Source organism: Cognatilysobacter terrigena (assembly GCF_004361065.1).
Taxonomy (GTDB): domain Bacteria; phylum Pseudomonadota; class Gammaproteobacteria; order Xanthomonadales; family Xanthomonadaceae; genus Cognatilysobacter; species Cognatilysobacter terrigena.
In genome coordinates this window covers 180,056-202,427 of the sequence record NZ_SELT01000002.1, presented here as the reverse complement: position 1 = coordinate 202,427, position 22,372 = coordinate 180,056, and the positions used below count along the sequence as shown (strand labels likewise).

Genomic DNA, 22,372 nt, shown 5'->3' with positions numbered 1-22,372 from the left:
CACGACGCTCGCATCCGCGTGCAGCAAAGCGGCCGCACTGCTTGAACGATTCACGCGCCTTTTCGTCTACCCATGAAGCGCACCGCGCCGTCGCCGATAAATCGTGACGAAGGGCGTGACGACTTCGTTACGCGAGGACGCGAACGTGTTGCACAAGATTTTTCGAAAGATGGCGCCGACCATGTCGGTTCCCGATCGCGCGCTGCTCGAGGCGCGCAGCCTGCTCGCCGCAGTCGATCGTGCGCAGGCGATCATCGAGTTCGACCTCGACGGCACGATCCGCCAGGCGAATGCGAACTTCCTCGCGGCGGTCGGCTACGAGTTGGACGACATCACCGGCCGGCACCATCGCCTGTTCGTCGACGATGCCTACGCGGCGTCGAAGGAATACAGCGAATTCTGGAGTGCCTTGCGTCGGGGCGAACTGCGGGCCGGGCGCTTCCGTCGCATCGCGAAGTCGGGCGCGCCGATCTGGATCGAGGCGTCGTACAACCCGGTGTTCGACGAGAACGGCACGCCGTACAAGGTCGTGAAGTTCGCCACCGACATCACCGCGAAGATGCGCGAGGCCGCGGACTTCGCGGGCCAGATGGCGGCGATTTCCAAAGCGCAGGCCGTCATCGAGTTCGATCTCGACGGCAACGTGCTGACCGCGAACGAGAACTTCTGCGCCACGACCGGCTACTCGCTCGACGAGGTGCGCGGCAAGCACCACGCGATGTTCCTCGAGGCGGCGGAGACCAAGTCGGACGCCTACGCCGCCTTCTGGGCGAACCTGCGTGCGGGCCGGTTCGACTCCGGGCGCTATCGCCGCGTCGGCAAAGCCGGGAACGAGATCTGGATCCAGGCGTCGTACAACCCGATCTTCGACGGCGACGGCAAGCCGTGGAAAGTCGTGAAGTACGCGACTGATGTCACCGACCAGGTGAAGCAGGCGCGCGCGCTCGCGGACGCGGTGGCGAGCGTCGGCGACGTGGTGTCGGCTGCCAGCCAGGGCGACCTTCGTTCACGCGTGCGGCTGGATGGGCAGGCCGGCGCAATTGCCGAGCTCTGCAACGGCGTCAATGCGCTCCTCGATTCGATGGCGACCGTCGTGTCGCAGGTCGCGGCCGCGTCCGGCGAAGTGCACGCCGCCGCGCGCGAGATCGCGGCGGGCAACGAGGACCTCTCGGTCCGCACCGAACGCCAAGCGGCATCGCTCGAGGAAACCGCATCGTCGATGGAAGAACTTGCGTCCACCGTGCGTGGCACCGCGGAGAACGCGCGTCGTGGCAACCAGCTCGCACTCGATGCCGTGCAGGTCGCCGAGGACGGACGCGCCGCCGTCGCGCAGATGGTGCAGGCCATGTCGCGCATCGAGGGCAATGCGAAGCAGATCACCGACATCATCAGCGTCATCGACGGCATCGCCTTCCAGACCAACATCCTCGCGCTCAACGCGGCCGTCGAGGCCGCGCGTGCGGGCGAACAGGGCCGCGGGTTCGCGGTGGTCGCGTCGGAAGTCCGAAGCCTCGCGCAGCGCTGCGCCACTGCGTCGAAGGACGTGCGCTCGCTGATTCTGTCATCCGGCGAAGCGGTCGGCATCGGTGCGCGCGTCGCGGACGACGCCGGCTCGACGATCGCCCGCACGGTCGACCGCATCCGTGACGTCACCCACCTGATGGGCGACATCGCGGCAGCCGCGGCCGAGCAGAGCGCGGGCATCGACCTCGTCAACGGTGCGATCACGGCCATGGACGAGACGACGCAGCAGAACGCCGCGCTCGTCGAGGAAGCGATGGCGAGTGCGCGCAGCCTCGAGAACGAAGCGAACGCACTGGTCGCGCAGGTCGCGCGCTATCGCACATCGGACGCGCCGGCACCCGCGGGCCGCGCCAATGCGATGCCGCAGCAGCCGAATCGCAAGGTGCGCGCCGTCGCCTGATCGCGTGCAGGTACGCGTGCGCTGCCAGGTGACGGCGCCGCGCGCGCGGCGCGCGAATCCGCGGGGTTCGTACGACCTCTGAACAGCCCGGTCACGCCGTAGCGCGAGCGCACTACTCCATGCAGAAGCTCGCCGCGTCCAATTCGGGCGTGTCGTCGATATCGACCACGCGATCGCGGCCCAGCGCCTTCGCGCGGTAGACGGCCTTGTCCGCGCGTGCGAGCCACGCCGCCTGATCGTCACCGGCCTGCTTGCCCGCAAGGCCAACGGAACACGTGACCTGCACCTCGCGCAGCCGCACGTCGCGCCGAACGGCCGCGGTGAGCGCGAGCAACCGTGCGTGTGCTGCGTCGCGCTCGGTGTCGCGAAGCAGGATCACGAACTCCTCTCCACCGAGGCGGTAGAGCTCGCCGGCGTCACCGAGCGCCAGTCGCGCGGCGGCCGCCGTTTCCCGAAGGACACGGTCGCCGACGGCGTGGCCGTAGGCGTCGTTGATCTTCTTGAAGTGGTCGAGATCGAGCACCGCAAGCACACTGGGCTGGCGCGACCGCAATGCGGCGCGCAACGCCTCGTCCATCGCCCGACGGTTGCCGGAGTCGGTCAGCGGATCGCGTGTCGCCAGGCGCTCGAGCAGCCCGCGCAGACGCTGGACGTGGATTGCCGCGACGTACGCGAGCACCGTGATCAGCACGCCCGACAGACCGAACGCGACCTGGATATCGACGCTGTCGAAGCGCGTGAACAGGAACGCGTTGACCAGCATGATCGTCGACAGCCCGAGCGCCAACGATGTCCGGCTGATGGCGAACGACGCGATCACGGTCGGGAACACCCAGCCGACGCCGATGACGCCGACCAGATGCATGCTCGCCGACGCGAATGCCGCGTTGAGCAGCACCAGCGCATCGCCGACGCGCGGATTGTCGGGCAGCAGATGGATGGCGCCGAGCACGACGAACAAGCACACGGCCCACGCCGCATCGAAAAGCGCGATCTCGTCGTGCCCGAGATGCAGCCTGAGCGCACCGATCACCAGCAACTGCACGATGAAGGCACGGCAGAACCAGAGCCGCATTCGGTAGCGGAATCGCGCGTCGATGGCAGGCAGGGTCTGGAACATTGGTTGCGATCCAGCGTGTTCGACATACGCGACGGGCCGGCGCGCTGTACGAGCGAGCCCGCCCCGGTGGCGACCATTGTGACGCGCAGACGCGCCTTGTGACGCGGGCTGACGCAACACGGCGCAAGGCGAATGTCGTGATACGTCGTCGTGTTGCTCCGCCGCATCGGTGGCGCGGGATCCAACCGCTCGTCGGGATGCACGCCGCGCCAGTCGCGTGCGCTGCGGCAGTCGTGAACGCGTTGATGGACGATTCAGCCCCGCCACGCCGGACCCATGCGAGCATCCCCCGCATGACCGGCTGTGCCCGACCCCACGACGATCTGTTCCTGGAGCTCGAACTGCTCCGGCGCGCAGGACGAATGTCGGGAGGCCGAACGTCGCGTATGGGAGCTGGTGCGGGCGCAATCGCCGGAGCTCGCCACCCTGCTCCTCGATTTCTGGAAGCACGACGAGGCCGCATTGGCTCGATGGCTGTGCACGCGGCGCGGCGAGGCATCGCCCGCGGAGCTCGTCGAACGCGGACGCATCAAGGAAGTGATCGCGCAGGTGAAGTGGGCGGCGAGCAGCGCCTACATCTGACGCGATCCGGGCGAACCGGCCCACGATGCATCGCAGGAACGGCCGCTTGGCGACGCGCATTCGACGCGTTCGGTCGTCCCTGCCCTTTGGTGCACATGCGACCGGCGGTGCGTCTGCGTCATGCCCCGCGCCTACCATCAGTGGCGATGAACACCGACGTGCGCATCGACAACGAGACGCTGGTGCTGCGCGTCGAGGGGGATGCGACGCTCGGGCAGGCACGCGCAACGGCTTTCGAAGCGGTCATGGCCTGTCGTGACCGCGGCCTCCGTCGGCTGCTTCTCGACTTCCTCGACATGCAACTCGACGCGCCGCCGCAGTACGTGCAGCGCATCGACATCGTCCAGGAATGGGCCGAAGCCGCGCCGCGCGGACTGTCGCTGGCGCTTGCCGCACCCGAATCGCTGCTGAGGCCGGACCGCGCGGGCCTGTACGTCGCCTCTCGTCTCGGCCTCGACGCGCAGGTGTTCACCGACCGCGCCGCCGCGCAGCGGTGGTTGAGCGAGCCGGCGGCGACACTCGTCTCGGAGAAGCCGCATGAACGTCGAACGCCATCTCGATGACGACTGCCTGGTGGTGCTGGTCGAGGGCGCGCTGTCGCTCGGCGAAGCGCGTTCGATCGCGCTCGACGCGATCCGCGACACGCGCGATGCCGACACCAATCGCCTGCTGCTCGACTTCACCCATGCCGATATCGCCAGCGCACCGACGCTGACGGAGCGCTTCGAGATCGTGCGCGAGTGGGCGGACGCGGCGCCGCTGCCGTACACCATCGCCATCGCGGCCCACGAAGAGCTGTTCGATGCCGACCGGGTCGGCGTGATCATGGCGGCGCGTTTGGGGCTTCGCGCGCACGCATTCACGGATGCGGTCGACGCGCTGATGTGGGTCAAGCGGCACCGCGTGCCGCAGGCGTCGCTGCTGCAGAAGCCGATGTATCACTGACGATTCGCAGCCGAGCCGCTGCGGCCAATCGGCCGGCGGTATCCCACCGGATTTTTCCTACGCAGCGACGCGCCATCGTCGGACGGCGGCCGGTCGCGTCGTGGCCGAGCATGGCCCTGCCCCGGCGCTCGCTACCGAGCCGCACGGACCGACGGCGAAGGACGACAGGAGCAGCGCGCCGGCGCCGGGGCCACATCGCCGACGCCGCCATGACCACGACCTATCGCAACCGCCGCCACCGCACCGCCCTGCTGACACTGCTCGGCATCGCCTTCGCGCTCGTCAATTTCGTCGCGGCATTCGCGCTGGCGTTGCGCTGACCGAGCGCGGGACGAGGTCGCCGAGAGGTCGCACGGTGATGCGCTGATCGCTGCCCTATCGGCGCTTTCGACTCGACGATCGACCCTGGCCCACGCGTCGCAACGCTTCGTCGCACGCCTGCGCGGCCGCATCCGTGGACACGACCGCGCGTCCCATCACTTCACCTCGAACTCGCCGACCAGCACCGTTTCCTTGTCATCGCGCAGGCGCAGCGTCACCCGCTGGTCCTTCTGCTTGGCCGTTCCGAAGCGCGTGCTGAGCCACAGCTGCAAGGTCGTTGCGCCGGTCACCACCTGCTGGCGATCGCCGTAGTAGTTCGCCTCGACCTTGTAGCGTCCCGGCTTCGCGATGCGCAGCGCGAACTCCTCCGGGCCGTAGCCGCCGGTGAAGTCCCGCGACATATGGCCGCCCTGGTAGGTGTCGCGATGCGCGTAGTAGGCCTTTTCGCCGTTCGGATCCGTCACCCACAGATCCATGTCGCTGTTGTCGGCATCCCAGCTCAGCACCGCACGCAGATCGAGCGGCAGGTTGCGCAGCAGATCGGACGGAACGCGATGCGTGTCGAGCGGCTTGGGCGAAGTCGCCACCAGTGCGTTGAGCTCCGCGAGCGCGGTGACTTCGATGCCCGGGAAACGCCCGTCCCACGTGCCGGCGACGACTTCGTACAGCAGGTCGACGGCCTTCTGCCGGTCACCGATCGCTGCATACGCGAGCGCGAGGTCGCGATAGCTCTGCGGCTCGTCGTCGCTCATCGCCAGTACCTGCTCGAGCACCGGTACCGCGAGGTCCGCGCGACCGGCCTGCATCAGGCGGTAGCCGAGCACACGCAGTACATGGCGGTTGTCCAGATCCATCTCGGCGACGTTCGACAGCACGCGCAGCGCGAGGTCGTCCCGCTTGCGGTCGAACAGCACGTCGGCGACGTCGAGGTAGAACGCGGTGCCGGGTTCAGCGCGGGTGCGTTCGTCGAGATAGGCCGCATAAGCACCGTCCGCATCGAGGCCGCGGATACGACGCGCGAACGGCGAATCCGGCGTCCACGGTTGCAGGTGGACGCCGATTTCGGTCGCGCGCTGCGGCCCGCCCGTCTCTGCATCGGCGATGCGGCTGCCGGTGACCGCGACGCGATCCAGCGATTGCGCCTGTGCCCGTTCCGCGCGCGCGGTATCCGTCCGCTCCGCCGCTTCGGATGCCGCCTGCTGCGCGGCGTTCGCAGCGGCGTCGGCTGCCTCACGCACGGTCTGTTCGGCGGGCGTCGCCATGGGAGCCGGGGGCGGTGCGTACGCCACCGCAGCCGCGACCGCGGGCTCGCGCATCTTCTTCGGGACCGGCGGCGCGCCCTTGGGGAACGACGTCGACCACCATTCGACCCGCTCCTTCCATTGCTCGCGCACGGTGTCGAGTTGCTTCACACGCGCCTCGTCGCGTTGCGTGGCAGCGGCCGAGGCCAGTCGCGCGTATTCCTCGCGCAGCTCGTCGGGCGGCGCGATCGAATAGCGCACGTAGTCCGCGACGTTCTCGAGCACGATCAGCGAGCTGCCCGGCGTGACGATGCCGAAATCCGCGCCCACGCGTGCGATCGCCGCGCGATTGCGTTCAGGCGCCTCCATGAGCCGGGCGACGTCGTACTGCGCCCACAGCGGCGCCGCGGACTCGCCTTCGATCGCGTTCGCGACCGGCACCTCGACGCGCTCGTGCGTTCCGCCGCGCACGACATCGACGGTGACCCGCGCGTCGGCGTCCGTCAGTCGTCCCGCGATCCGCAGCATGCCGTCGCGGACGACCGTCGAGTCGGCGATGACATCGCGCGCGCCTATGGCGTCGATCGCCGCAATGCGCGGCAGGTCGTTGAGCAGCTCGCTGCGCGCGCGCTCGATGTCGCGCATGCTGTCGAGCGTGATCGCGACGCCCGCGCGCGCCTCGGCAAGCGCCTTCAGGCGGGCCGCGTCGCCGGCGACGCCCGCGCGCACCGTGTAAAGGCGCTGACGCGCGTCGAACGTCGGAAACGCCGCGTCGCCGAAATTGAACACTCCGTCGCTGAAGAGCAGCACCTCTCCGGCGTCGGCGGGTGGCGTCCACCCGTTCAAGCGCGTCGCACCGTCATAGACGGTCGATTCCAGCGCGGCGCGCAACGCGCTCCAGTCGCCGGTGAGCACGCGGAAGTGCTGCGCCGGCTCGACCGTGTCGCGGAAGCGCACGAGGTCGACGTCGACCGCGCGGGTGGAATGGAAGTAGGCGTCGAGCAGCGCGAGTTCGAGGTCGTGCGCGCGCTTCGCGCCCGACGCCGAGCTATCCCACAACAGCACCATCTTCTGCGGCAGCGCGCGTGGTTCGGCCCGCAGGGCGACCGGCACGTCGGCGGCGAAATAGCGCTCGCCGCGCCACGTCTGCACCTGCGCGAGCGGTGCGATGGCAGCCGGAAGTACGAGACGCAGCGCACCCGCGCGTCCGACATCGCCCGGATGCAGCACGGCCTCGTACCGGCCGCGACCCTTGCGTGCGAACGCCAACGTGCGCAACGCGCCTTCGACACGTGGCGTGTCGTTCGCACGCACCGTGATCGGCAGCGCATCGAGGCCCGCCACGAACGCGGCCGGCAACGAAGCCGAGGTCGCGCCGGCGGACAACACCTCCGCCAGCACGATCCGCACGCTGCGCTCGCCGCCCGGCGCGACTGGATAGATGCGCAGGCGGAAGTGTTCACCCTGCGACTGCTCGAGCAGGCCGGGATCCGCACCACGACGTTCGATCGCTTCGAGCACCTGGCGGCCGCGCTGCTTCTCCACCGGCACCGCGCTGCGCAGGCGGCCGCCGATGTCGAGCGCGAACGCGACGACCTGCTGGCCCGGCTGCAGCGGGAATTCGAGGTTGCCTTCCAGCGTGCGCGACGACGGATTGCGGAACGTCATGTCGAGCGTGGTGCGCACGGTGCCGCCGGCCTGCTCCACGGACATCGCGGCGCGTTCGAGCCGCACGGGTGCGTCGACCCGATCGGTCGTCACCAAGGGTGGTGCAGTGAGGTTGCGCCGCGCCTGCGCGAGGCACGGCGAGGCGACGAGCGCGCAGACGAGCAAGGCGACGAGCGATCGCATGATGGTCGAGTCCGTTGGAAGTCCCCGGCTAGAACGTACCCGAGCTGCGGACGGGGTTACAGCCGCTTGCGATGGATCGGCCTCGACCGCACCGGGTCACTGCGTGCTCACGCCTTCGCACGGGGCATGAATAGCGCGGTTCGGCCCGCTGCGTCTCGACATGGCGTGCAGCCGATGCGTGCGAGCCTCGACGCCTCCGCCCTCGAGGTCGGCATGGTCCGCAATCCCAGAATGCTGATGATGTGCGGCCTGCTCGCGGTGGCGACGGGCGCGGTGCTCGGTAGCCACGTGGCGCCGCAGGCGCAGGGGAACGACCTGTCGCTGCTCGCGCTGATGCCGGGCCTGGTCGGTGTCGGCATGCTCGAATCGCATGCGTGGAACAAGCCAACGACCGCGACGCCGGCGCCGCCGGTCGTGTCGGACGTTCCGCTCGAAGGTCATCGCCAGCCGCGTGGGCCGCGCGAATCGCGCGACATGCTCGATCGCGACGAACGCTAGGTCAGACGACGCGCACGTCCTCGGCGCGCGGGAACACCGCGGGCTCCGGTGCGGTCACCTGCAACAGCACCGCCAGTGCTTCGCGCAACGGCTCGCCCGGCGGCGGGCCGTCGTGTTCCTCGGCTGCAAGTGCAGCATCGACGCGACGCAACCACTGCGGCACCACGACGTCGCGCACGTGTGCATAGCGTGCGAGCAGGAGTTCGTCGTACTGGCGCACGAGCCGCAGATGCGCAATCGCGATGTCCCACGTGCTCAACAGCAGCGTGAGGTGGTCGAGGCGACGCCCCATCGCATCGGATCGCGTACCGCCTTCGAAGGCATCGAATGCTTCGCGACCGCGTTCGGCGATCTCGGCGAGCCGCGCGCGCTGGCGCGCGATGTGCGCGCTCGCGTCGTCGAGTTCGCGGACGTGCGCGAGCACGTCGTGCGCACGGCGCTCGGCGAGTTGAAGACGGATGCGGACGTGTTCGTGCGCCTGGCGCGCCCGCGCCTGCCCGGACAGATCGCGACCCAGCAACCGGCCGACGATGGTGGCCCGGCGCGGCGTGGTACGGGAATCGGCGACTTCGAGCGCCTGCACGATGCCGGCGAGCTCGTCGAGCAGGCCCGACGCACTGCGGCGTTCGATCAGCGCTGTCGCGCGGTCGAGGTCGACCTGACGGATGATCTCCCGATCGACTCGCCCGACCGGGTCGAGATCGCTCCCCTCGGTCGCATCGGCCGCGGTCTGGAGCTGCTGGGACGTCACATCGACTCCTGGGTCGCGCGGCGCCCGCGGCCAGCCTCCCTCGGCATGCGGGCGCGGACCGTGATGGCGCGCACAGTCCCGAGTGTATACCGATCGTTGCGCCGAGCGGGCGCAGCGGCGACCTCAGTGCAGGGTCGCGCCCTCGACGCGCCGGCGGCGCATCAGGTCGAGCAGGAGCTTCGCGCCCTCGCGAACGCGCTCGCCGACGAGTCGCGCGACGAACTCGCAGTCGTCGTCGGTCAGGCCCGGGCCGGGCGCAGGCAGCGTGTCCGGCAACGGCACCGCCCGATAGCGTCCACGGCCATTGCCGCGGAGGGCGACCACGGTGACGCCGGACACGTGCGTCGCGGTGGCGTGGGCGGGGTCGAGGGTCCAGTCGGACGACAGCGTGGCAGACATGACGGCGGACTCGGTGGGACGCGTTCGTTCTACGCAGCGATCCATGAAATCGGGATCAAGGCTGCGTGACGGATCGGCGTCAGCCCGCGATGTCGCAGGTGCGCGTGCGGATCATCGCCTCCTGCACCGCTTCCACACTTACGGGCTTGGTGAGATGCAGGTCGAAGCCGGCATCGGCAGCGTCCTGCTTGTCGGCATCGGCGCCCCAGCCGCTCACCGCGACGAGCATCATCGCGTCGCCGTCGTCGCGGTCGCGCAGCCGGCGCGCAAGCTCGTAGCCGTTCATCACCGGCATGCCGATGTCGAGGAAGGCGATGTCGGGCCGGAACTCGTCGACCAGGCGCAGGCCGTCGAGTGCGGAATACGCCACGCAGATGGCATGGCCATCGAGCTCGAGCATCATGCCGAGCGTTTCCGCGGCGTCGCGGTTGTCGTCGACGACGAGCACGCGGCGGCGCGGCGCGAACGCCGTGGATGTCGCAACGTGCTCGAACGACGACGGCAGGTCGACGGCGAGCGGCAGTCGCACGACGAACGTGCTGCCGCGCCCCAAGCCTTCGCTCTGCGCGGTGATCGAACCGCCGTGCATCTCCACCAGTCGCCGCGCGAGCGCGAGACCGATGCCGAGCCCGCCCTGTGCACGGTCGAGCGTGCGATTCACCTGCGCGAACATGCCGAACACCGCGCCGAGTGCGTCCGGCGGAATGCCGAGGCCGCTGTCGATGACGGACACGCAGGCCGATCCCTCCGACTCGTAGGCGCGCAGCGTGACGTCGCCGCCGTCGGGCGTGTACTTCGCCGCGTTGGTGAGCAGGTTGGTCATCACCTGCGCGATGCGCGTCGGATCCGCGTCGATCCACAGGGGCGCGGACGGCAATTCGACGTGCAGCCGATGCCGCGCATGTTCGATCAACGGACGCGCCGATTCGATCGCCGCGAGCGCCGCATCCTGCAGCGAGATGCGATCGCGCTGCAGCACGACCTTGCCGCTGGTGATGCGCGAGACGTCGAGCAGGTCGTCGATCAGCCGCACCATGTGGCCGAGCTGGCGCTCCATCATGGCGCGCGTGCGTCGCGCGGTGTCGCCATCGTCGGTGACATTGAGCACCTGCAGGCCGGTGCGGATCGGCGACAGCGGATTGCGCAATTCGTGCGCGAGCGTGGCGAGGAATTCGTCCTTGCGACGATCGGCCTCGCGCAGCGCATCCTCGGCATCGCGACGCTCGGTGACGTCCATCACCGCGCCGATGTAGCCGAGGAATTCGCCCGCCGCACCGAAACGCGGACGCGCCGTCGCGTGAAGCCAGCGCCACGCGCCGTCCCACCGCAGCGCGCGGTATTCCGACGCGAACGCGCGCTGCGCGGCAGCCGCCTCGCCGAAGGCATCCGAGTACGCGGGCAGGTCGTCGGGATGCACGACATCCTTCCAGCCGTAGCCGAGCTCGGCCTCGGGCACGCGCCCCGTGAATTCGGTCCAGCGCCGGCTGACGTAGCTGCAGCGGCCGTCGGCTTCGGCCACCCAGATCATCATCGGGGCGGTGTCGGCCATCTGCCGGAAGCGCGCTTCGGATTCGCGCAGCGCCGAAACCGACTTCGCGCGTTCGATCGCCGGCCACAGGCGCGCGACCACTTCGCGGAGCAATTGAATCTCGTCGGGCCGCCACTGGCGAGGCTCTGCGACGGACGCCGTCAGCGTGCCGGCCAGTCGGCCTTCGATGACGTACGACGTCGCCGCCAATGCGATCGTGCGGTAGGGCACGTAGTTGGAGGCGACGGACGCCGTCAATGCATCCGTGCGCACATCGCGGATGGCGACGGATTCGCCCGCCGCCAAGCGTTTCCCGAATTCGCTGGTGAGGAAATCACGCGCGTCGTACGTACCGTGAACAGTGGGACCACCACCCGTCCATTCGTAGAGCGGCCGAATCCGCGCGTTGTCCAGGTCGATGTCGGACAGCAGACATCGCATGAGGTGGAGATGCTCACCAAGCAGGCGCAGACCGACCTCGGCCACCTCGTCGGCACTGGAGGCCTGCGCGATGTGGCGATCGAGGTCCGTCAGGAACGCGGTGGCCGCATCGGCGCGTTTTCGATTGGTGATGTCGGTATGCGTCTGCATCACCGACTGCGGCTGGCCCGCCGCATCGCGCGTCAGCACCCAGCGCGCGTGGATGACCCGCGCCTCGCCGTCCTTGCGGTAATGCAGGAGCTCGCCGTCCCACTGCTCGTGCTCGAGCAGCGACGCCGCGATCTCCTCGAACGGTCGCGGGAATTGGGTGCGCAACAGCTCGCGTGCGATCTGCCCGACCGCTTCGTCGCGGCAGTATCCGTAGAGGCGCTCGCAGCTGTCGTTCCAGAACGTGATGCGCCCTTCGAGATCGCGGATGAGGATCGCGTCGCGCGTGAGGTCGAGCAGCCGCGCCTGCTCGGCGAGGCGCCGCTCGTTGCGACGTTGCTCGGTGATGTCGCTGATCGTGCCGAGCATCGAGGCGGGAGCGCCGTCGGCGTCGTAGAGCGCGCGCCCTCGCGCCTCGATCCACAGCTCGCTGCCGTCGGGCCGGCGCACGCGGAACTGGCTTTCGAAAAGGGTATGGCGCTCGATCGCCTCGGCCAGCGTCACGCGCATGCGCGCGAGGTCATCCGGATGCAGCAGCGTCGCGACGCCTTCGCGGGTCGGCGCGATCGCACGCTCGTCGATGCCGGTGATCCGCGCGCACTCGGGCGAGAACGTCATGGCGCTGTTGCGCAGGTCGATCTTCCACAGCCCGGTGTCCGACGCTTCGAGCGCGAGGCGCAGGCGCGTCTCGCTCATCATCAGCGCGTGCTGCGACCGGCGCTCGTCGGCGACCACCGCGAGCACCAGCGTGGCCGCCGCCATCACGATGACGAACACCTGCAGGTCGAGATAGCGCGCGTGGAGGTCGTGCGACACGAACGGACCCGCGCCGAGCGTGGTGCCGACCACCGCGACCATCGCCACGAGGAAGCACGCGGCGCTCGCCCCGCGCAGCCGCAGCGACAGCGCCGCCCAGATCAACGGGCAATACACGATGAAGGTGTAGATGCGTTCGCCGCTGCTCAGGAACACGTACGCGGCGATCGCCGTGCACACCGCGAGGCAGGCGGCGAGCTCCGCCCACCAGCGCAGCGTGCGGGTCCAGTCGCCCCGCGCCCAGGCCAGCAGCATCGTGCCGACGATCAGCACGCCGGTGATGTCGCCGAGATACCAGTGGCTCCACATCAACCAGACGCGGTCGGCAGCGAGATGCAGTGGCACGGCGATCGCTGCGGCGCCGATGCTGGACGAGATGACGGCGATGGAGGCCGACACCAGCGCGAACGTCACGAAGTCGCGGAACGTCTCGAACGCCGGGTTGAAGCGCAGGCGCTCCAGCGCGACATGCCCGGCGTAGACCGCGAGCGCGTTGCCGCCAGCGACGACCGTCAACACCCACAGCGGATTGGGCGATGCGTTGAGCAGCGCACCCCCGAGGTAGCCGAGCACGACGCCGGGCCAGAGGTGGCGTCCGCGCAGAACGAACACGGCGAGTGCGACGCCCGCCGCCGGCCACATCGGCGACGCGACGCCGCGCGTCATGCCCCAGCGAAGGCTGGCGAATGCGAGCGGTGCGTAGATCGCGGCGAGCAGGAGGCTGCCGAACACGGGACCCCATGCCGCCGGCACCCGCGGCGCCGGGCGGCGAACGTTCGGCGCGGTGCTCGGGACGGAGTCGGACACGTAAAACGGGGTCGAAGCCGCGACGTCGGTACGTTAGCAGAGGCCCCGCGCCGCCCAGCCACCCGGGAAGGCCGCCCGTACAATGCCGGCGATGGACATCTTTAAAGTTTTCACGCTGGAGGCCGCACACCGGCTCCCGAACGTGCCGCCGGGCCACAAGTGCGCCCGCCTGCACGGTCATTCCTTCCGCGTGGAGATCCACGTCTCCGGCGAGCCCGGCGCCGAGACCGGCTGGATCATGGACTTCGCCGACCTCAAGGCGGCCTTCCGCCCGATCTACGACCGGCTCGACCATCACTACCTCAACGACATCGAGGGGCTCGAGAACCCGACCAGCGAGCGGCTCGCCGCCTGGATCTGGGACCGGCTGAAGCCTGCGCTGCCGCTGCTGTCGGAAATCGTGGTCCACGAGACCTGCACGTCGGGCTGCCGCTACCGCGGCCCGGGAGCCTGAGGCTCCGAGACCGGCCCCGAAAGCGGATCGACCCGCCTACCGCCGCTTGCGGCGCTACAGCCGCTCACCTCCCTGAGCCGCGGGCAACGGCCGACGAGCGGTTGTTGCGCTGCACAAAAGACGAGCCTATGCTGCAACGCACCATCCATGCAGTCTCGGCCGATCCCGGCCTCAGGAGCCCGCCATGTACGCACAGTTCAACGAGCAGTTCGCCGCGGCCACCCGTCAGTTCGCCGACACCGCGGCCCGCATCAACCGTCTCGCCCTCGAGAACGCCGAGGCCATCGTCGGCCTGCAGCTGTCGGCCCTCGAAGAGCGCGCGTCGGCCACCTTCGCCTTCTTCGGCGAAGCCACCAACGTCCGTGATTTCGACGGCGCCAAGAACCTCTGGCCGCGCGGTGCGCAAGTTGCCCGCGAGAATGTCGAGCGCGCGCTAACCACGGGTCAGGACGTCCTCGGCCGCTTCGTGAAGGTCCAGGAGTCGGTCGCCCAGATCGCCAAGGGCCAGTTCGAAGCCGCTGCCCGCAGCGCGAACGAGACCGTCCGCCAGGCGCAGGACCAGTTCGAGCAGGCCACCAAGGGCGCTGCCAAGACCGCCGAGCAGACGGTCAACGTCGCCGCCGGCAAGGCCGCGAAGTAAGTTTCTCTCTCCAGTTCCCGCTGGAAACCCCGAACCCGGCAGCGCCAGCTGCCGGGTTTTTTTGCCCCGGTGCCAGACAGATGCGTGCTTCACGTTGGCGCATTGGCGCGATGCAGGTGCACGGCGGGCGCCGCGTCGCGTTCCCACCTGCGTGGTGACACGAGAGAGATCCGCCACCAGTTGGCGCCTCGCGCCACCAAAAAAAGAAGCCTCCGCAGTGCGGAGGCTTCGAGGTGCAGCGGACGATTCGACTCAGAGCGGGATCTGTCGATGGATCTCGTTCGGATCGAGCTTCGGCGGATCGTCGAGCGTGTCACCCAGGATGCGCCGTACGGCGACGTAGAACACCGGGATCAGCAACAGGCCGAGGAACGTCGCGAACAGCATCCCGCCGATCACGCCCGTACCGATCGCATGGCGCGAGTTCGCGCCCGCGCCCGTCGAGATGGCCAGCGGCGTGACGCCCATGATGAACGCGAACGACGTCATCAGGATCGGGCGCAGTCGCAGCTTCGCCGCTTCCACGACCGCCTGGCGCAGCGGCTTGCCGAGCTGACGCTCCGCGATCGCGAACTCGATGATCAGGATCGCGTTCTTCGCGGCAAGGCCGATGACGGTGATCAGGCCGATCTTGAAGTAGATGTCGTTCGGCAAGCCGCGCATCATCGACAACACGATCGCACCCAGCACGCCGAGCGGCACCACCAGCAGCACCGACACCGGCACCGACCAGCTTTCGTACAGCGCCGCGAGGCAGAGGAACACGACGACGATCGACAGGATCATCAGCATCGTGGTCTGGCTGCCCGACAGGATTTCCTGGTGCGACTGGCCCGCCCAGTCGTAGCCGAAGCCCGGCGGCAGGTCGTTGTTGACGATGTTCTCCATCGCCTTCATCGCCTCGCCCGAACTCTTGCCCGGTGCCTGCGAACCGACGATCTCGACCGCGGCGAAGCCGTTGTAGCGGGTGAGTGACGGCTCGGCGACGGTCCACTTCGAGTGCACGACGTTCGACAGCGGCACCATCGCCGGCGTGCCGTTCGTGGTCATGCCGGGCGCCGGCGTGTAGAAGTGCCCGAGCGACTCCGGGCCCGTGCGGTACGGTGCGTCGGCCTGCATGGTGACGCGCTTGACGCGGCCGCCTTGCACGAAGTCGTTGACGTACACCGGCGACAGCATGATCTGGATCGCGTTGTAGATGTCGCCGACCGACAGGCCCATTGCCTGCGCCTGCACGCGATCGACGTCGAGTTTCAACTGCGGTGACGGCTCGAGCGAGTTGGGACGCACGCCGACCAGCGTCTTGTCCTGCCCCGCCTTCGCCAGCAACGTGCCCATGGCCTGCTGCAGCGCTTCGCGGCCCTGGCCACTGCGATCCTGCAGGTACATGTCGAAACCGCCGAACGCGCCGAGGCCGTTCACCGTCGGCAGGTTGATCACGAACATCTGCGCGTCGCGGATCGGGAACAGCGCGCCGTTGGCCTGCTGGATGAACTCGGTCGCGGTGATCTTGCGCTCGTCCCACGGCTTGAGCTTGATGAACGCCATGCCGACGTTCTCGCCCTGGCCGATGAAGGAGAAACCGGCGACCTGCATCATGCCGTCGAAGCCGTCGATCTTCTTGACCGACTCGCGCATCTGGTCGAACACCGCTTCGGTGCGACGCAGCGTCGCGCCCGGAGGCAGCTGCACGATCGCGAGCGCATAGCCCTGGTCTTCTTCCGGCAGGAACGAGCCCGGCATGCGCCAGAACAGGAACCCGGTCAGCAGCGCGAGCAAGGCGAACACCGCCATCCAGCGCGGTGCGTGCTGCACGGCGCTGCGGATGTGGCCGACATACGTCTTCGCCATCCGGTCGTAGATGCGGTTGAAGCCGCGGAAGATCGGATTGCGGGCGTCGTGGTGCGCGCTCGGCTTCAGCAGGTTCGCACACAGCGCGGGCGTGAAGCCCAGCGCCAGGAATGCGGAGAACAGCATCGCCATCGCGATGGTCAGCGCGAACTGGCGATACACCGCACCCGCCGAACCCGACTGCAGCGCCGACGGCACGAACACCGCGGCGAGCACCAGCGTGATCGCGATGACCGCGCCGGTGATCTGCTGCATCGCCTTGTACGTCGCCTCGCGAGGGCTCAGGCCCTCCTCGGTCATGATGCGTTCGACGTTCTCGATCACGACGATCGCGTCGTCGACCACGATGCCGATCGCCAGCACCATGCCGAACAGCGAGAGCTGGTTGATCGTGAAGCCGAGGATCTTCATGCCCAGGAACGTGCCGAGCAGCGCGACCGGGATGACCAGCGTCGGGATCAGCGTGGCGCGGATGTTCTGCAGGAACAGCAGCATCACGAGGAAGACGAGCACCATCGCTTCGATCAGCGTCTTGATGACTTCGTCGACGGAGATCTGCACGAAGTCCGAGCTGTCGTAGGGCGAGAACCACTGCACGCCCTTCGGGAAGCTCGGCTGCAGTTCGTCCATGCGCTGCTTCACCGCAGCGGCGACGGCGAGCGCGTTTTCGCCCGGCGCGAGCTGCACGGCGAAGCCGGCGGCCGGCTGGCCGTCCCACTTGAGGTCGAAGCCATGCGCGGAGCCGAGGATCTCCACGCGCGCGACATCGCGCAGGCGCACCGTCGCGCCGTTCGGATCCGCGCGCAGGATGATGTTCTCGAATTCCTGCGGCGAGGAGAACCGGCCTTCCGCCGCGACCGTCGCCGTGAACATCTGGGTGTCGGGCGACGGCTCGCCACCGACCTGGCCCGCCGAGAACTGCACGTTCTGCGCGCGCACCGCGCTCAACACATCGCTCGCCGAAAGGCCGTACGCCTGCAGCTTGTCGGGGTTGAGCCAGATGTGCATCGCGTATTCGCCGCCGAACAGCTGCGTGCCGCCGACGCCGGGAACGCGCGAGATCTGGTCGAGCACGTTCGACGCGAGGAGGTCGGACAGCTGGTCCTTGCCGATCGCGGGATCGGACGACTTCAGCGCGACCACCGACAGGAAGCCGGAGTTCGCCTTCGCGACGGTGATGCCGTTACGCGTGACGTCGGACGGCAGGCGCGGCGTCGCCTGCGAGACCTTGTTCTGCACCTGCATCTGCGCGATGTCGGGATCGACACCGGGCTTGAAGGTTAGGTTCACCGACGCCGAACCCTGGCTCGACGAGGCGCTGAAGTAATCCAGTCCGTCGATGCCGGTGAGCTGCTGTTCGATGATCTGCGTGACCGCGCGCTCGACGGTCTGCGCGTCGGCACCCGGATAGCTCGCGAACACGCCAACCTGCGGCGGTGCGATGTTCGGGTACGACTCGACGCCGAGGCCGCGGATCGAGAGCAGGCCCGCGATCACCACCATGATCGCGATCACCCACGCGAATACGGGGTGGTTGATGAAGTAGCGGGACATGGCGGATCAGCCCTTACGCGCGGTGGGTGCGGCCGGCGCCGGCTTCGCGTTCGCCGGGCCTTCGGTCCACGGCGTCGGCTTCACCGCCGCACCGGGCTGCGCCTTCTGGATGCCGGAGACGATCACGCGGTCGCCCGGCGCGAGGCCGCGGTCGACGACCCACTTGCCGTCCTGCTGGCGATCCGCGCCGACGTCCTTGCGCACGACCTTGTTGTCGGCACCGACGACGTAGACGTACGCGCCCTGCGCATCGCGCAGCACGCCGGCCTGCGGCACGAGGTAGACGGCGTCCTGCAGGCCCAGCGTCGCGCGAACGCCGACGTAGGTGCCCGGCAGCAGGCGGCGTTCCGGGTTCGGCACGCGGGCACGCAGCGAGACCGCGCCCGTCGCCGGGTCGACCACGCTGCCTTCGAAATCGAGCGTGCCGCGCTGCGCGTAGACGGTGCCGTCGGGCAGCACGATCTGCACGTCGCGATCCGCCGGTTCGCCCTTGCCTTCGCCGCGACGCAGCTGGTCGAGTTCCGCCACCGAGATCGAGAAGTTCGCGTACAGCGGATCGATCTGGTCGACGGTGGCGAGGAGCGTCGCACCGCCCTGCCCGACCAGCGCGCCTTCGGTGACCTGCGCGCGACCGGCGCGTCCCGTGATCGGCGAACGCACCTCGGAATAACCGAGATTGATGCGCGAACTCGCGAGCGCCGCACGCGCCTGCTGCACCGCGGCCGCGGCGGAGCGTTCGGCGGCGAGCGCGTTGTCGAGATCGGCCTTCGAGATGTACTGCGCAGGGCCGAGGCGACGTGCGCGCGCGGCGGTGGCGCGGGCCGTCGTGTACGTGGCTTCCGCCTGCGCGAGCGCGGCCTGCGACTGGCCGGTCGCGGCGCGCAGTTCGGCCGGATCGATCAGGAACAGCACCTGGCCTTCGCGCACGTCCGCACCCTCTTCGTAGAGGCGCTTCTGCACGACGCCCGGCACGCGCGCACGTACGTCCGCGCTGCGGAACGGCGCGAGACGGCCGACAAGATCGCGCGTGGCGGGCAGCGTCTGCGGCCGGACTTCGACCACGCCGACGTCGGCGGGCGGCATCGCACCGCCGGGTCCCTGCTGCTGTGCGTCGCCGCCCTTCTTGCAGGCGACGAGGCCGAGCGACAGGACGCCGGCCGCGACGATGAGGCGCGTGGTGGAGGTCATGCAGGAGGGCTCCGGGTCGGGGGCGACGAGCGTCGCGGGCGGCAGGCCAATTTGTGCACTGCGGAGTATAGCTATGCCCGAAGCGGCCGCCCGGGCGAAAAGTCATGTCGTATGCGGACAGGCGATGCACGGTCGGTGCCGGTCGTTGCATGCATGCGACAACGAACGCACGAAAGCGGCGCATCCGGCCGAATCGTGCGCGCTAGACTTCGCGCATGACCTTTACCGCCTCCGCGCTCAGCGGCACCAAGCCCGAGCAATACGCACAACTGCTCGACCAGGCGCACGGCCTGCTGCACGACGAACGCGATCGCATCGCCAACGCCGCGAACCTGTCGGCGCTCGTCTACAACGCGCTGCCGTCGCTCAACTGGGTCGGCTTCTATTTCTACGACGGCACCGAACTCGTCGTCGGCCCGTTCCAGGGCCTGCCGGCCTGCGTGCGGATTCCGCTCGACAAGGGCGTGTGCGGCGCGGCGGCATCGACGCGCGAAACGCAGCGCGTGCCGGACGTGCATGCGTTTCCGGGCCATATCGCCTGCGATTCGGCGTCGCGTTCGGAACTCGTCGTGCCGCTCGTGGCGAAGGACGGCTCGCTCATCGGCGTGTTCGACCTCGACAGCCCGGAACCCGATCGTTTCGACCTCGACGACCAGCGCGGTCTCGAGGCGATTGCACGTGCCTTCGTCGACTCGCTGGGGTGATGCCATGACCGACGCGCCGAGACTCCTCAACATCGGTGGCAAGTCCGCCGCATGGCTCCGCCAGGTGGGCCTGCGCACGTGGGACGACGTCAACGCGATCGGCGCGGTCGAATCGTTCCTGCGGGTGAAGCGCGCGGGATTCCGGCCCAGCCTCAACCTTCTGTATGCACTGGAAGGCGCGCTGGTCGGCTGTCACTGGCAACAGGTCGACATCAACCGCCGCACCGAACTCGCCGCGCAGGCGGCTGCGGGCGCGGCATTGCTGCCATCGGCCCGGCGCATGCCGCCGGCGTCCGAAGTCACCACGACGATGGGCGATGCGCACGAAGCGCATGACGAGGCCGAAGCGCCTGATGCGCTTTCGTTCTGACGCGGCCCGCGCGCCGGGTCGATCTTTCCCGTAGACTTCGCGCCGCTTTCGGGTGACCTGGCGGTCGATCGCCGCAGGTTGAAACGGGAAGCCGGTGACGCGCACTGCGCCAGCCCGGCACTGCCCCCGCAACGGTAAGCGAGTCGATCCGCGGCATCGGCCACTGTGACGTCAGGTCACGGGAAGGCGCCCCGGAGGGATGCGAACGCATCCACTCGCGAGTCCGGAGACCGGCCCGATCGTCGACTGGTTGCGATGCGGAGGGCATTGCGGCGGCCTGCGTCGCGTTGCCGCGCCGTCGTCCCGCTTCCGCCTTCTCCTCGCGATTTCCTATGACCGCACGACGTGGGGTCGTGCACGCCGGAGAAGTACCGCAATGACGTACCGCCTCATCACCCTCGCCATCGCCGCGTCGCTGGCGACGCCCGCGTTCGCGGACGACGCGACCAAGCTCGACACCGTCGTCGTCACCGCCAACCGCGCGCCGGTCGCCGTGCGCGACGTGCTCGCGCCGGTCGAGGTCATCGATCGCGAAGACATCGAACGCAGCCAGGCGCGTTCGCTGCCCGACCTGCTGCGCGGCCGCGCCGGCATCTCCATCGGCAACCAGGGCGGCCTCGGCAAGCTCACCACGATCTTCATGCGCGGCAGCGAGTCGGACCACGTGCTGGTGCTGGTCGACGGCGTGCGCATGGGCTCGGCGACCTCGGGTCTCGTCGCGTTCCAGGACATTCCCGTCGAACTGATCGATCGCATCGAAATCGTGCGCGGTCCGCGCTCGAGCCTGTACGGCAGCGAGGCGATCGGCGGCGTCATCCAGATCTTCACCAAGCGCGATACCGGTGCATTGGCGCCGCGCATGTCGATCGGCGCGGGCAGCCGCGATACGTACGAAGCGAGCGCGGGCTACGGCGGTCGCGTGGGCCGCGGCTGGTTCGGCGCGGACTATTCGCGGCAGGAGACGCGTGGATTTGATTCGTGTCGCACGTACGATCCGCTCACCTCGTTTGGTGGCGGGTGTTTCCTCACGCCTGCGTTTGCGCAAAGCGACCGCGACGGCTACACGCGCGATGCCTTGTCGCTGCGCGGCGGTGTCGACATCGCCGACGGCTGGAAGGCCGACGTCAACGCGCTCCGCGCGGAAGGCGACAACGAGTACGACGGCTATTACGACCGCTCGACCGTCGTGCAGCAGGTTGTTGGCGGTGGCGTGACGTGGACCCCGTCCGCGCACGCGTCCGTGAGGTTGCAGGCGGGTCGCAATCGCGACGCGTCGGACAACTACTCGAGCGGCACCCAGTACCAGGGCAACTTTGCTTCCAACCGCGACACGGCTTCGTTGCAGGGCGACTTCACGGTCGCGACAGGTCAGCGGATCAGCGCGGGCGCCGAATGGCAACGTGACGTCGTGCAGAGCGACGTCACCGACTACATCCTCAAGCAGCGCATCGACCGTGCCGCCTTCCTGCAGTACCAAGGCGACTTCGGCGCGTTCGACCTTCAGGCGAGCGGGCGCCACGACGACAACCAGCAGTTCGGTGGTCACTCGACGGGCAACCTCGCACTCGGCTACGAGTTCGCGTCGCAGTGGCGCTTCACCGTGGGCGCCGGCACCGCGTTCAAGGCGCCGACGTTCAACGAGCTGTATTACCCGTTCGGCTTCGGCAATCCGGACCTGCAGCCGGAAAGCTCGCGCACGTTCGAAGCAGGGCTCGCGTGGACGGGCACGGCGTCGAGCGCACGGTTCGACGTCTACCAGACCAACGTCGACGACCTGATCTCGTACAGCTCCACGTCGTTCCGACCGGAAAACATCAGCCGCGCACGCCTCCGCGGCGCGGAGCTGAGCGGCAACACGACGCTCGCCGGCTGGATCGCGTCGGGCAGCGTGAGCTGGGTTGACGCGAAGAACCGCAGCGCAGGTGTGGAAGGCCTGCTGCTGCCGCGTCGCGCACGCGAAAGCGCGCGTCTCGACCTCGATCGCGAGTTCGGTGCGTTCCGCTTCGGCGTCACCGCCGCGGGCGAAGGCGCGCGATACGACGACCTCGCGAACACGCGTCGTCTCGGTGCCTTCGCCACGTTCGACCTGCGCGCGGAATACGCGTTCACACCAGCGCTTCGCCTGCAGGCGCGTATCGAGAACGTGTTCGATCGCACGTACGAGACGGTCGAGTACTACCGCCAGCCTGGTCGCGGGCTGTTCGTAACCCTGCGGTACGCGCCGACGCCTTGACGCGAAT

The 22,372-nt window shown here is 68.7% G+C and carries 17 protein-coding genes, 1 pseudogene and 1 riboswitch; of the genes and pseudogenes, 11 read left to right on the top strand and 7 right to left on the bottom strand.

The features are described 5' to 3' along the window. Window positions 1-169: 169 nt before the first annotated feature. Both EVS83_RS16220 and EVS83_RS16215 read left to right on the top strand, forming a co-directional pair. Window positions 170-934 (top strand): annotated as a pseudogene (locus EVS83_RS16220) (PAS domain-containing protein); the annotation flags it as partial. A gap of 147 nt (window positions 935-1,081) precedes the next feature. Continuing rightward, a complete protein-coding gene (locus tag EVS83_RS16215) occupies window positions 1,082-1,924 on the top strand; it encodes a methyl-accepting chemotaxis protein (RefSeq protein WP_425456056.1) in 843 nt (280 codons plus the stop codon). A 112-nt stretch (window positions 1,925-2,036) separates the two neighbouring features. Here EVS83_RS16215 and EVS83_RS15560 read toward each other — a convergent pair whose 3' ends face one another. Further along, complete coding sequence (locus EVS83_RS15560; protein WP_166636774.1) at window positions 2,037-3,044, bottom strand: GGDEF domain-containing protein; 1,008 nt, start codon at window positions 3,042-3,044, stop codon at window positions 2,037-2,039. Window positions 3,045-3,347: 303 nt separating this feature from the next. Between EVS83_RS15560 and EVS83_RS15555 the strand changes: the two genes are divergently transcribed. From EVS83_RS15555 to EVS83_RS02735, 3 genes are all read left to right on the top strand, one after another. Then, window positions 3,348-3,626, top strand: coding sequence for a hypothetical protein (locus EVS83_RS15555; RefSeq protein WP_166636773.1), 279 nt, complete (start codon window positions 3,348-3,350; stop codon window positions 3,624-3,626). Window positions 3,627-3,772: 146 nt separating this feature from the next. Further along, window positions 3,773-4,189, top strand: a complete 417-nt coding sequence (locus EVS83_RS02740) for a hypothetical protein (RefSeq protein WP_166636772.1) — start codon at window positions 3,773-3,775, stop codon at window positions 4,187-4,189. After that, window positions 4,164-4,571 carry a hypothetical protein gene (locus tag EVS83_RS02735; RefSeq protein WP_133499347.1) on the top strand — a complete coding sequence of 136 codons (408 nt, stop codon included), beginning with the start codon at window positions 4,164-4,166 and terminating at the stop codon, window positions 4,569-4,571. Before EVS83_RS02740 ends, EVS83_RS02735 begins: the two co-directional genes overlap by 26 nt. Window positions 4,572-5,047: 476 nt before the next feature. Here EVS83_RS02735 and EVS83_RS02730 read toward each other — a convergent pair whose 3' ends face one another. Further along, on the bottom strand, window positions 5,048-7,984 hold the full coding sequence (locus EVS83_RS02730; protein ID WP_246022748.1) for a VIT domain-containing protein: 2,937 nt from the start codon (window positions 7,982-7,984) through the stop codon (window positions 5,048-5,050). Window positions 7,985-8,158: 174 nt separating this feature from the next. Here EVS83_RS02730 and EVS83_RS02725 point away from each other — a divergent pair, with 174 nt between their 5' ends. Further along, complete coding sequence (locus EVS83_RS02725; protein WP_133499345.1) at window positions 8,159-8,482, top strand: hypothetical protein; 324 nt, start codon at window positions 8,159-8,161, stop codon at window positions 8,480-8,482. A gap of 1 nt (window position 8,483) precedes the next feature. On the opposite strand, the gene EVS83_RS02720 is transcribed toward EVS83_RS02725, so the two are convergent. The 3 genes from EVS83_RS02720 to EVS83_RS02710 form a co-directional block, all read right to left on the bottom strand. Then, the gene (locus EVS83_RS02720) at window positions 8,484-9,233 is read right to left on the bottom strand and encodes a hypothetical protein (RefSeq protein ID WP_133499343.1); all 750 of its coding nucleotides are present in this window, start codon (window positions 9,231-9,233) and stop codon (window positions 8,484-8,486) included. Between the two features lie 123 nt (window positions 9,234-9,356). Beyond that, on the bottom strand, window positions 9,357-9,632 hold the full coding sequence (locus tag EVS83_RS02715) for a hypothetical protein (RefSeq protein ID WP_133499341.1): 276 nt from the start codon (window positions 9,630-9,632) through the stop codon (window positions 9,357-9,359). Window positions 9,633-9,711: 79 nt separating this feature from the next. Continuing rightward, on the bottom strand, window positions 9,712-13,296 hold the full coding sequence (locus EVS83_RS02710; RefSeq protein WP_166636771.1) for a PAS domain S-box protein: 3,585 nt from the start codon (window positions 13,294-13,296) through the stop codon (window positions 9,712-9,714). 166 nt (window positions 13,297-13,462) lie between these two features. Here EVS83_RS02710 and queD point away from each other — a divergent pair, with 166 nt between their 5' ends. Continuing rightward, on the top strand, window positions 13,463-13,825 hold the full coding sequence (gene queD / locus EVS83_RS02705) for a 6-carboxytetrahydropterin synthase QueD (protein WP_133499337.1): 363 nt from the start codon (window positions 13,463-13,465) through the stop codon (window positions 13,823-13,825). A gap of 184 nt (window positions 13,826-14,009) precedes the next feature. Beyond that, window positions 14,010-14,465, top strand: coding sequence for a phasin family protein (locus EVS83_RS02700; RefSeq protein WP_133499335.1), 456 nt, complete (start codon window positions 14,010-14,012; stop codon window positions 14,463-14,465). A gap of 252 nt (window positions 14,466-14,717) precedes the next feature. On the opposite strand, the gene EVS83_RS02695 is transcribed toward EVS83_RS02700, so the two are convergent. Next, on the bottom strand, window positions 14,718-17,870 hold the full coding sequence (locus tag EVS83_RS02695; RefSeq protein WP_133499333.1) for a multidrug efflux RND transporter permease subunit: 3,153 nt from the start codon (window positions 17,868-17,870) through the stop codon (window positions 14,718-14,720). Between the two features lie 6 nt (window positions 17,871-17,876). Next, complete coding sequence (locus tag EVS83_RS02690) at window positions 17,877-19,058, bottom strand: efflux RND transporter periplasmic adaptor subunit (RefSeq protein WP_133499331.1); 1,182 nt, start codon at window positions 19,056-19,058, stop codon at window positions 17,877-17,879. A 215-nt stretch (window positions 19,059-19,273) separates the two neighbouring features. Between EVS83_RS02690 and EVS83_RS02685 the strand changes: the two genes are divergently transcribed. From EVS83_RS02685 to btuB, 3 genes are all read left to right on the top strand, one after another. Beyond that, complete coding sequence (locus EVS83_RS02685) at window positions 19,274-19,762, top strand: GAF domain-containing protein (protein WP_133499329.1); 489 nt, start codon at window positions 19,274-19,276, stop codon at window positions 19,760-19,762. Between the two features lie 4 nt (window positions 19,763-19,766). Next, on the top strand, window positions 19,767-20,132 hold the full coding sequence (locus tag EVS83_RS02680; RefSeq protein ID WP_133499327.1) for a TfoX/Sxy family protein: 366 nt from the start codon (window positions 19,767-19,769) through the stop codon (window positions 20,130-20,132). Between the two features lie 33 nt (window positions 20,133-20,165). Next, window positions 20,166-20,385: riboswitch (cobalamin riboswitch) on the top strand. 123 nt (window positions 20,386-20,508) lie between these two features. Next, a complete protein-coding gene (gene btuB, locus EVS83_RS02675) occupies window positions 20,509-22,365 on the top strand; it encodes a TonB-dependent vitamin B12 receptor (RefSeq protein ID WP_133499325.1) in 1,857 nt (618 codons plus the stop codon). Window positions 22,366-22,372: the final 7 nt, after the last annotated feature.

Coding starts and splice junctions, on each gene's coding strand:
- EVS83_RS16215 (WP_425456056.1), top strand. CDS start 1,082: ATGGCGACCGTCGTGTCGCAGGTCGCGGCCGCGTCCGGCGAAGTGCAC.
- EVS83_RS15560 (WP_166636774.1), bottom strand. CDS start 3,044: ATGTTCCAGACCCTGCCTGCCATCGACGCGCGATTCCGCTACCGAATG.
- EVS83_RS02740 (WP_166636772.1), top strand. CDS start 3,773: ATGAACACCGACGTGCGCATCGACAACGAGACGCTGGTGCTGCGCGTC.
- EVS83_RS02735 (WP_133499347.1), top strand. CDS start 4,164: ATGAACGTCGAACGCCATCTCGATGACGACTGCCTGGTGGTGCTGGTC.
- EVS83_RS02730 (WP_246022748.1), bottom strand. CDS start 7,984: ATGCGATCGCTCGTCGCCTTGCTCGTCTGCGCGCTCGTCGCCTCGCCG.
- EVS83_RS02725 (WP_133499345.1), top strand. CDS start 8,159: ATGCGTGCGAGCCTCGACGCCTCCGCCCTCGAGGTCGGCATGGTCCGC.
- EVS83_RS02715 (WP_133499341.1), bottom strand. CDS start 9,632: ATGTCTGCCACGCTGTCGTCCGACTGGACCCTCGACCCCGCCCACGCC.
- queD (WP_133499337.1), top strand. CDS start 13,463: ATGGACATCTTTAAAGTTTTCACGCTGGAGGCCGCACACCGGCTCCCG.
- EVS83_RS02700 (WP_133499335.1), top strand. CDS start 14,010: ATGTACGCACAGTTCAACGAGCAGTTCGCCGCGGCCACCCGTCAGTTC.
- EVS83_RS02695 (WP_133499333.1), bottom strand. CDS start 17,870: ATGTCCCGCTACTTCATCAACCACCCCGTATTCGCGTGGGTGATCGCG.
- EVS83_RS02690 (WP_133499331.1), bottom strand. CDS start 19,058: ATGACCTCCACCACGCGCCTCATCGTCGCGGCCGGCGTCCTGTCGCTC.
- EVS83_RS02685 (WP_133499329.1), top strand. CDS start 19,274: ATGACCTTTACCGCCTCCGCGCTCAGCGGCACCAAGCCCGAGCAATAC.
- EVS83_RS02680 (WP_133499327.1), top strand. CDS start 19,767: ATGACCGACGCGCCGAGACTCCTCAACATCGGTGGCAAGTCCGCCGCA.
- btuB (WP_133499325.1), top strand. CDS start 20,509: ATGACGTACCGCCTCATCACCCTCGCCATCGCCGCGTCGCTGGCGACG.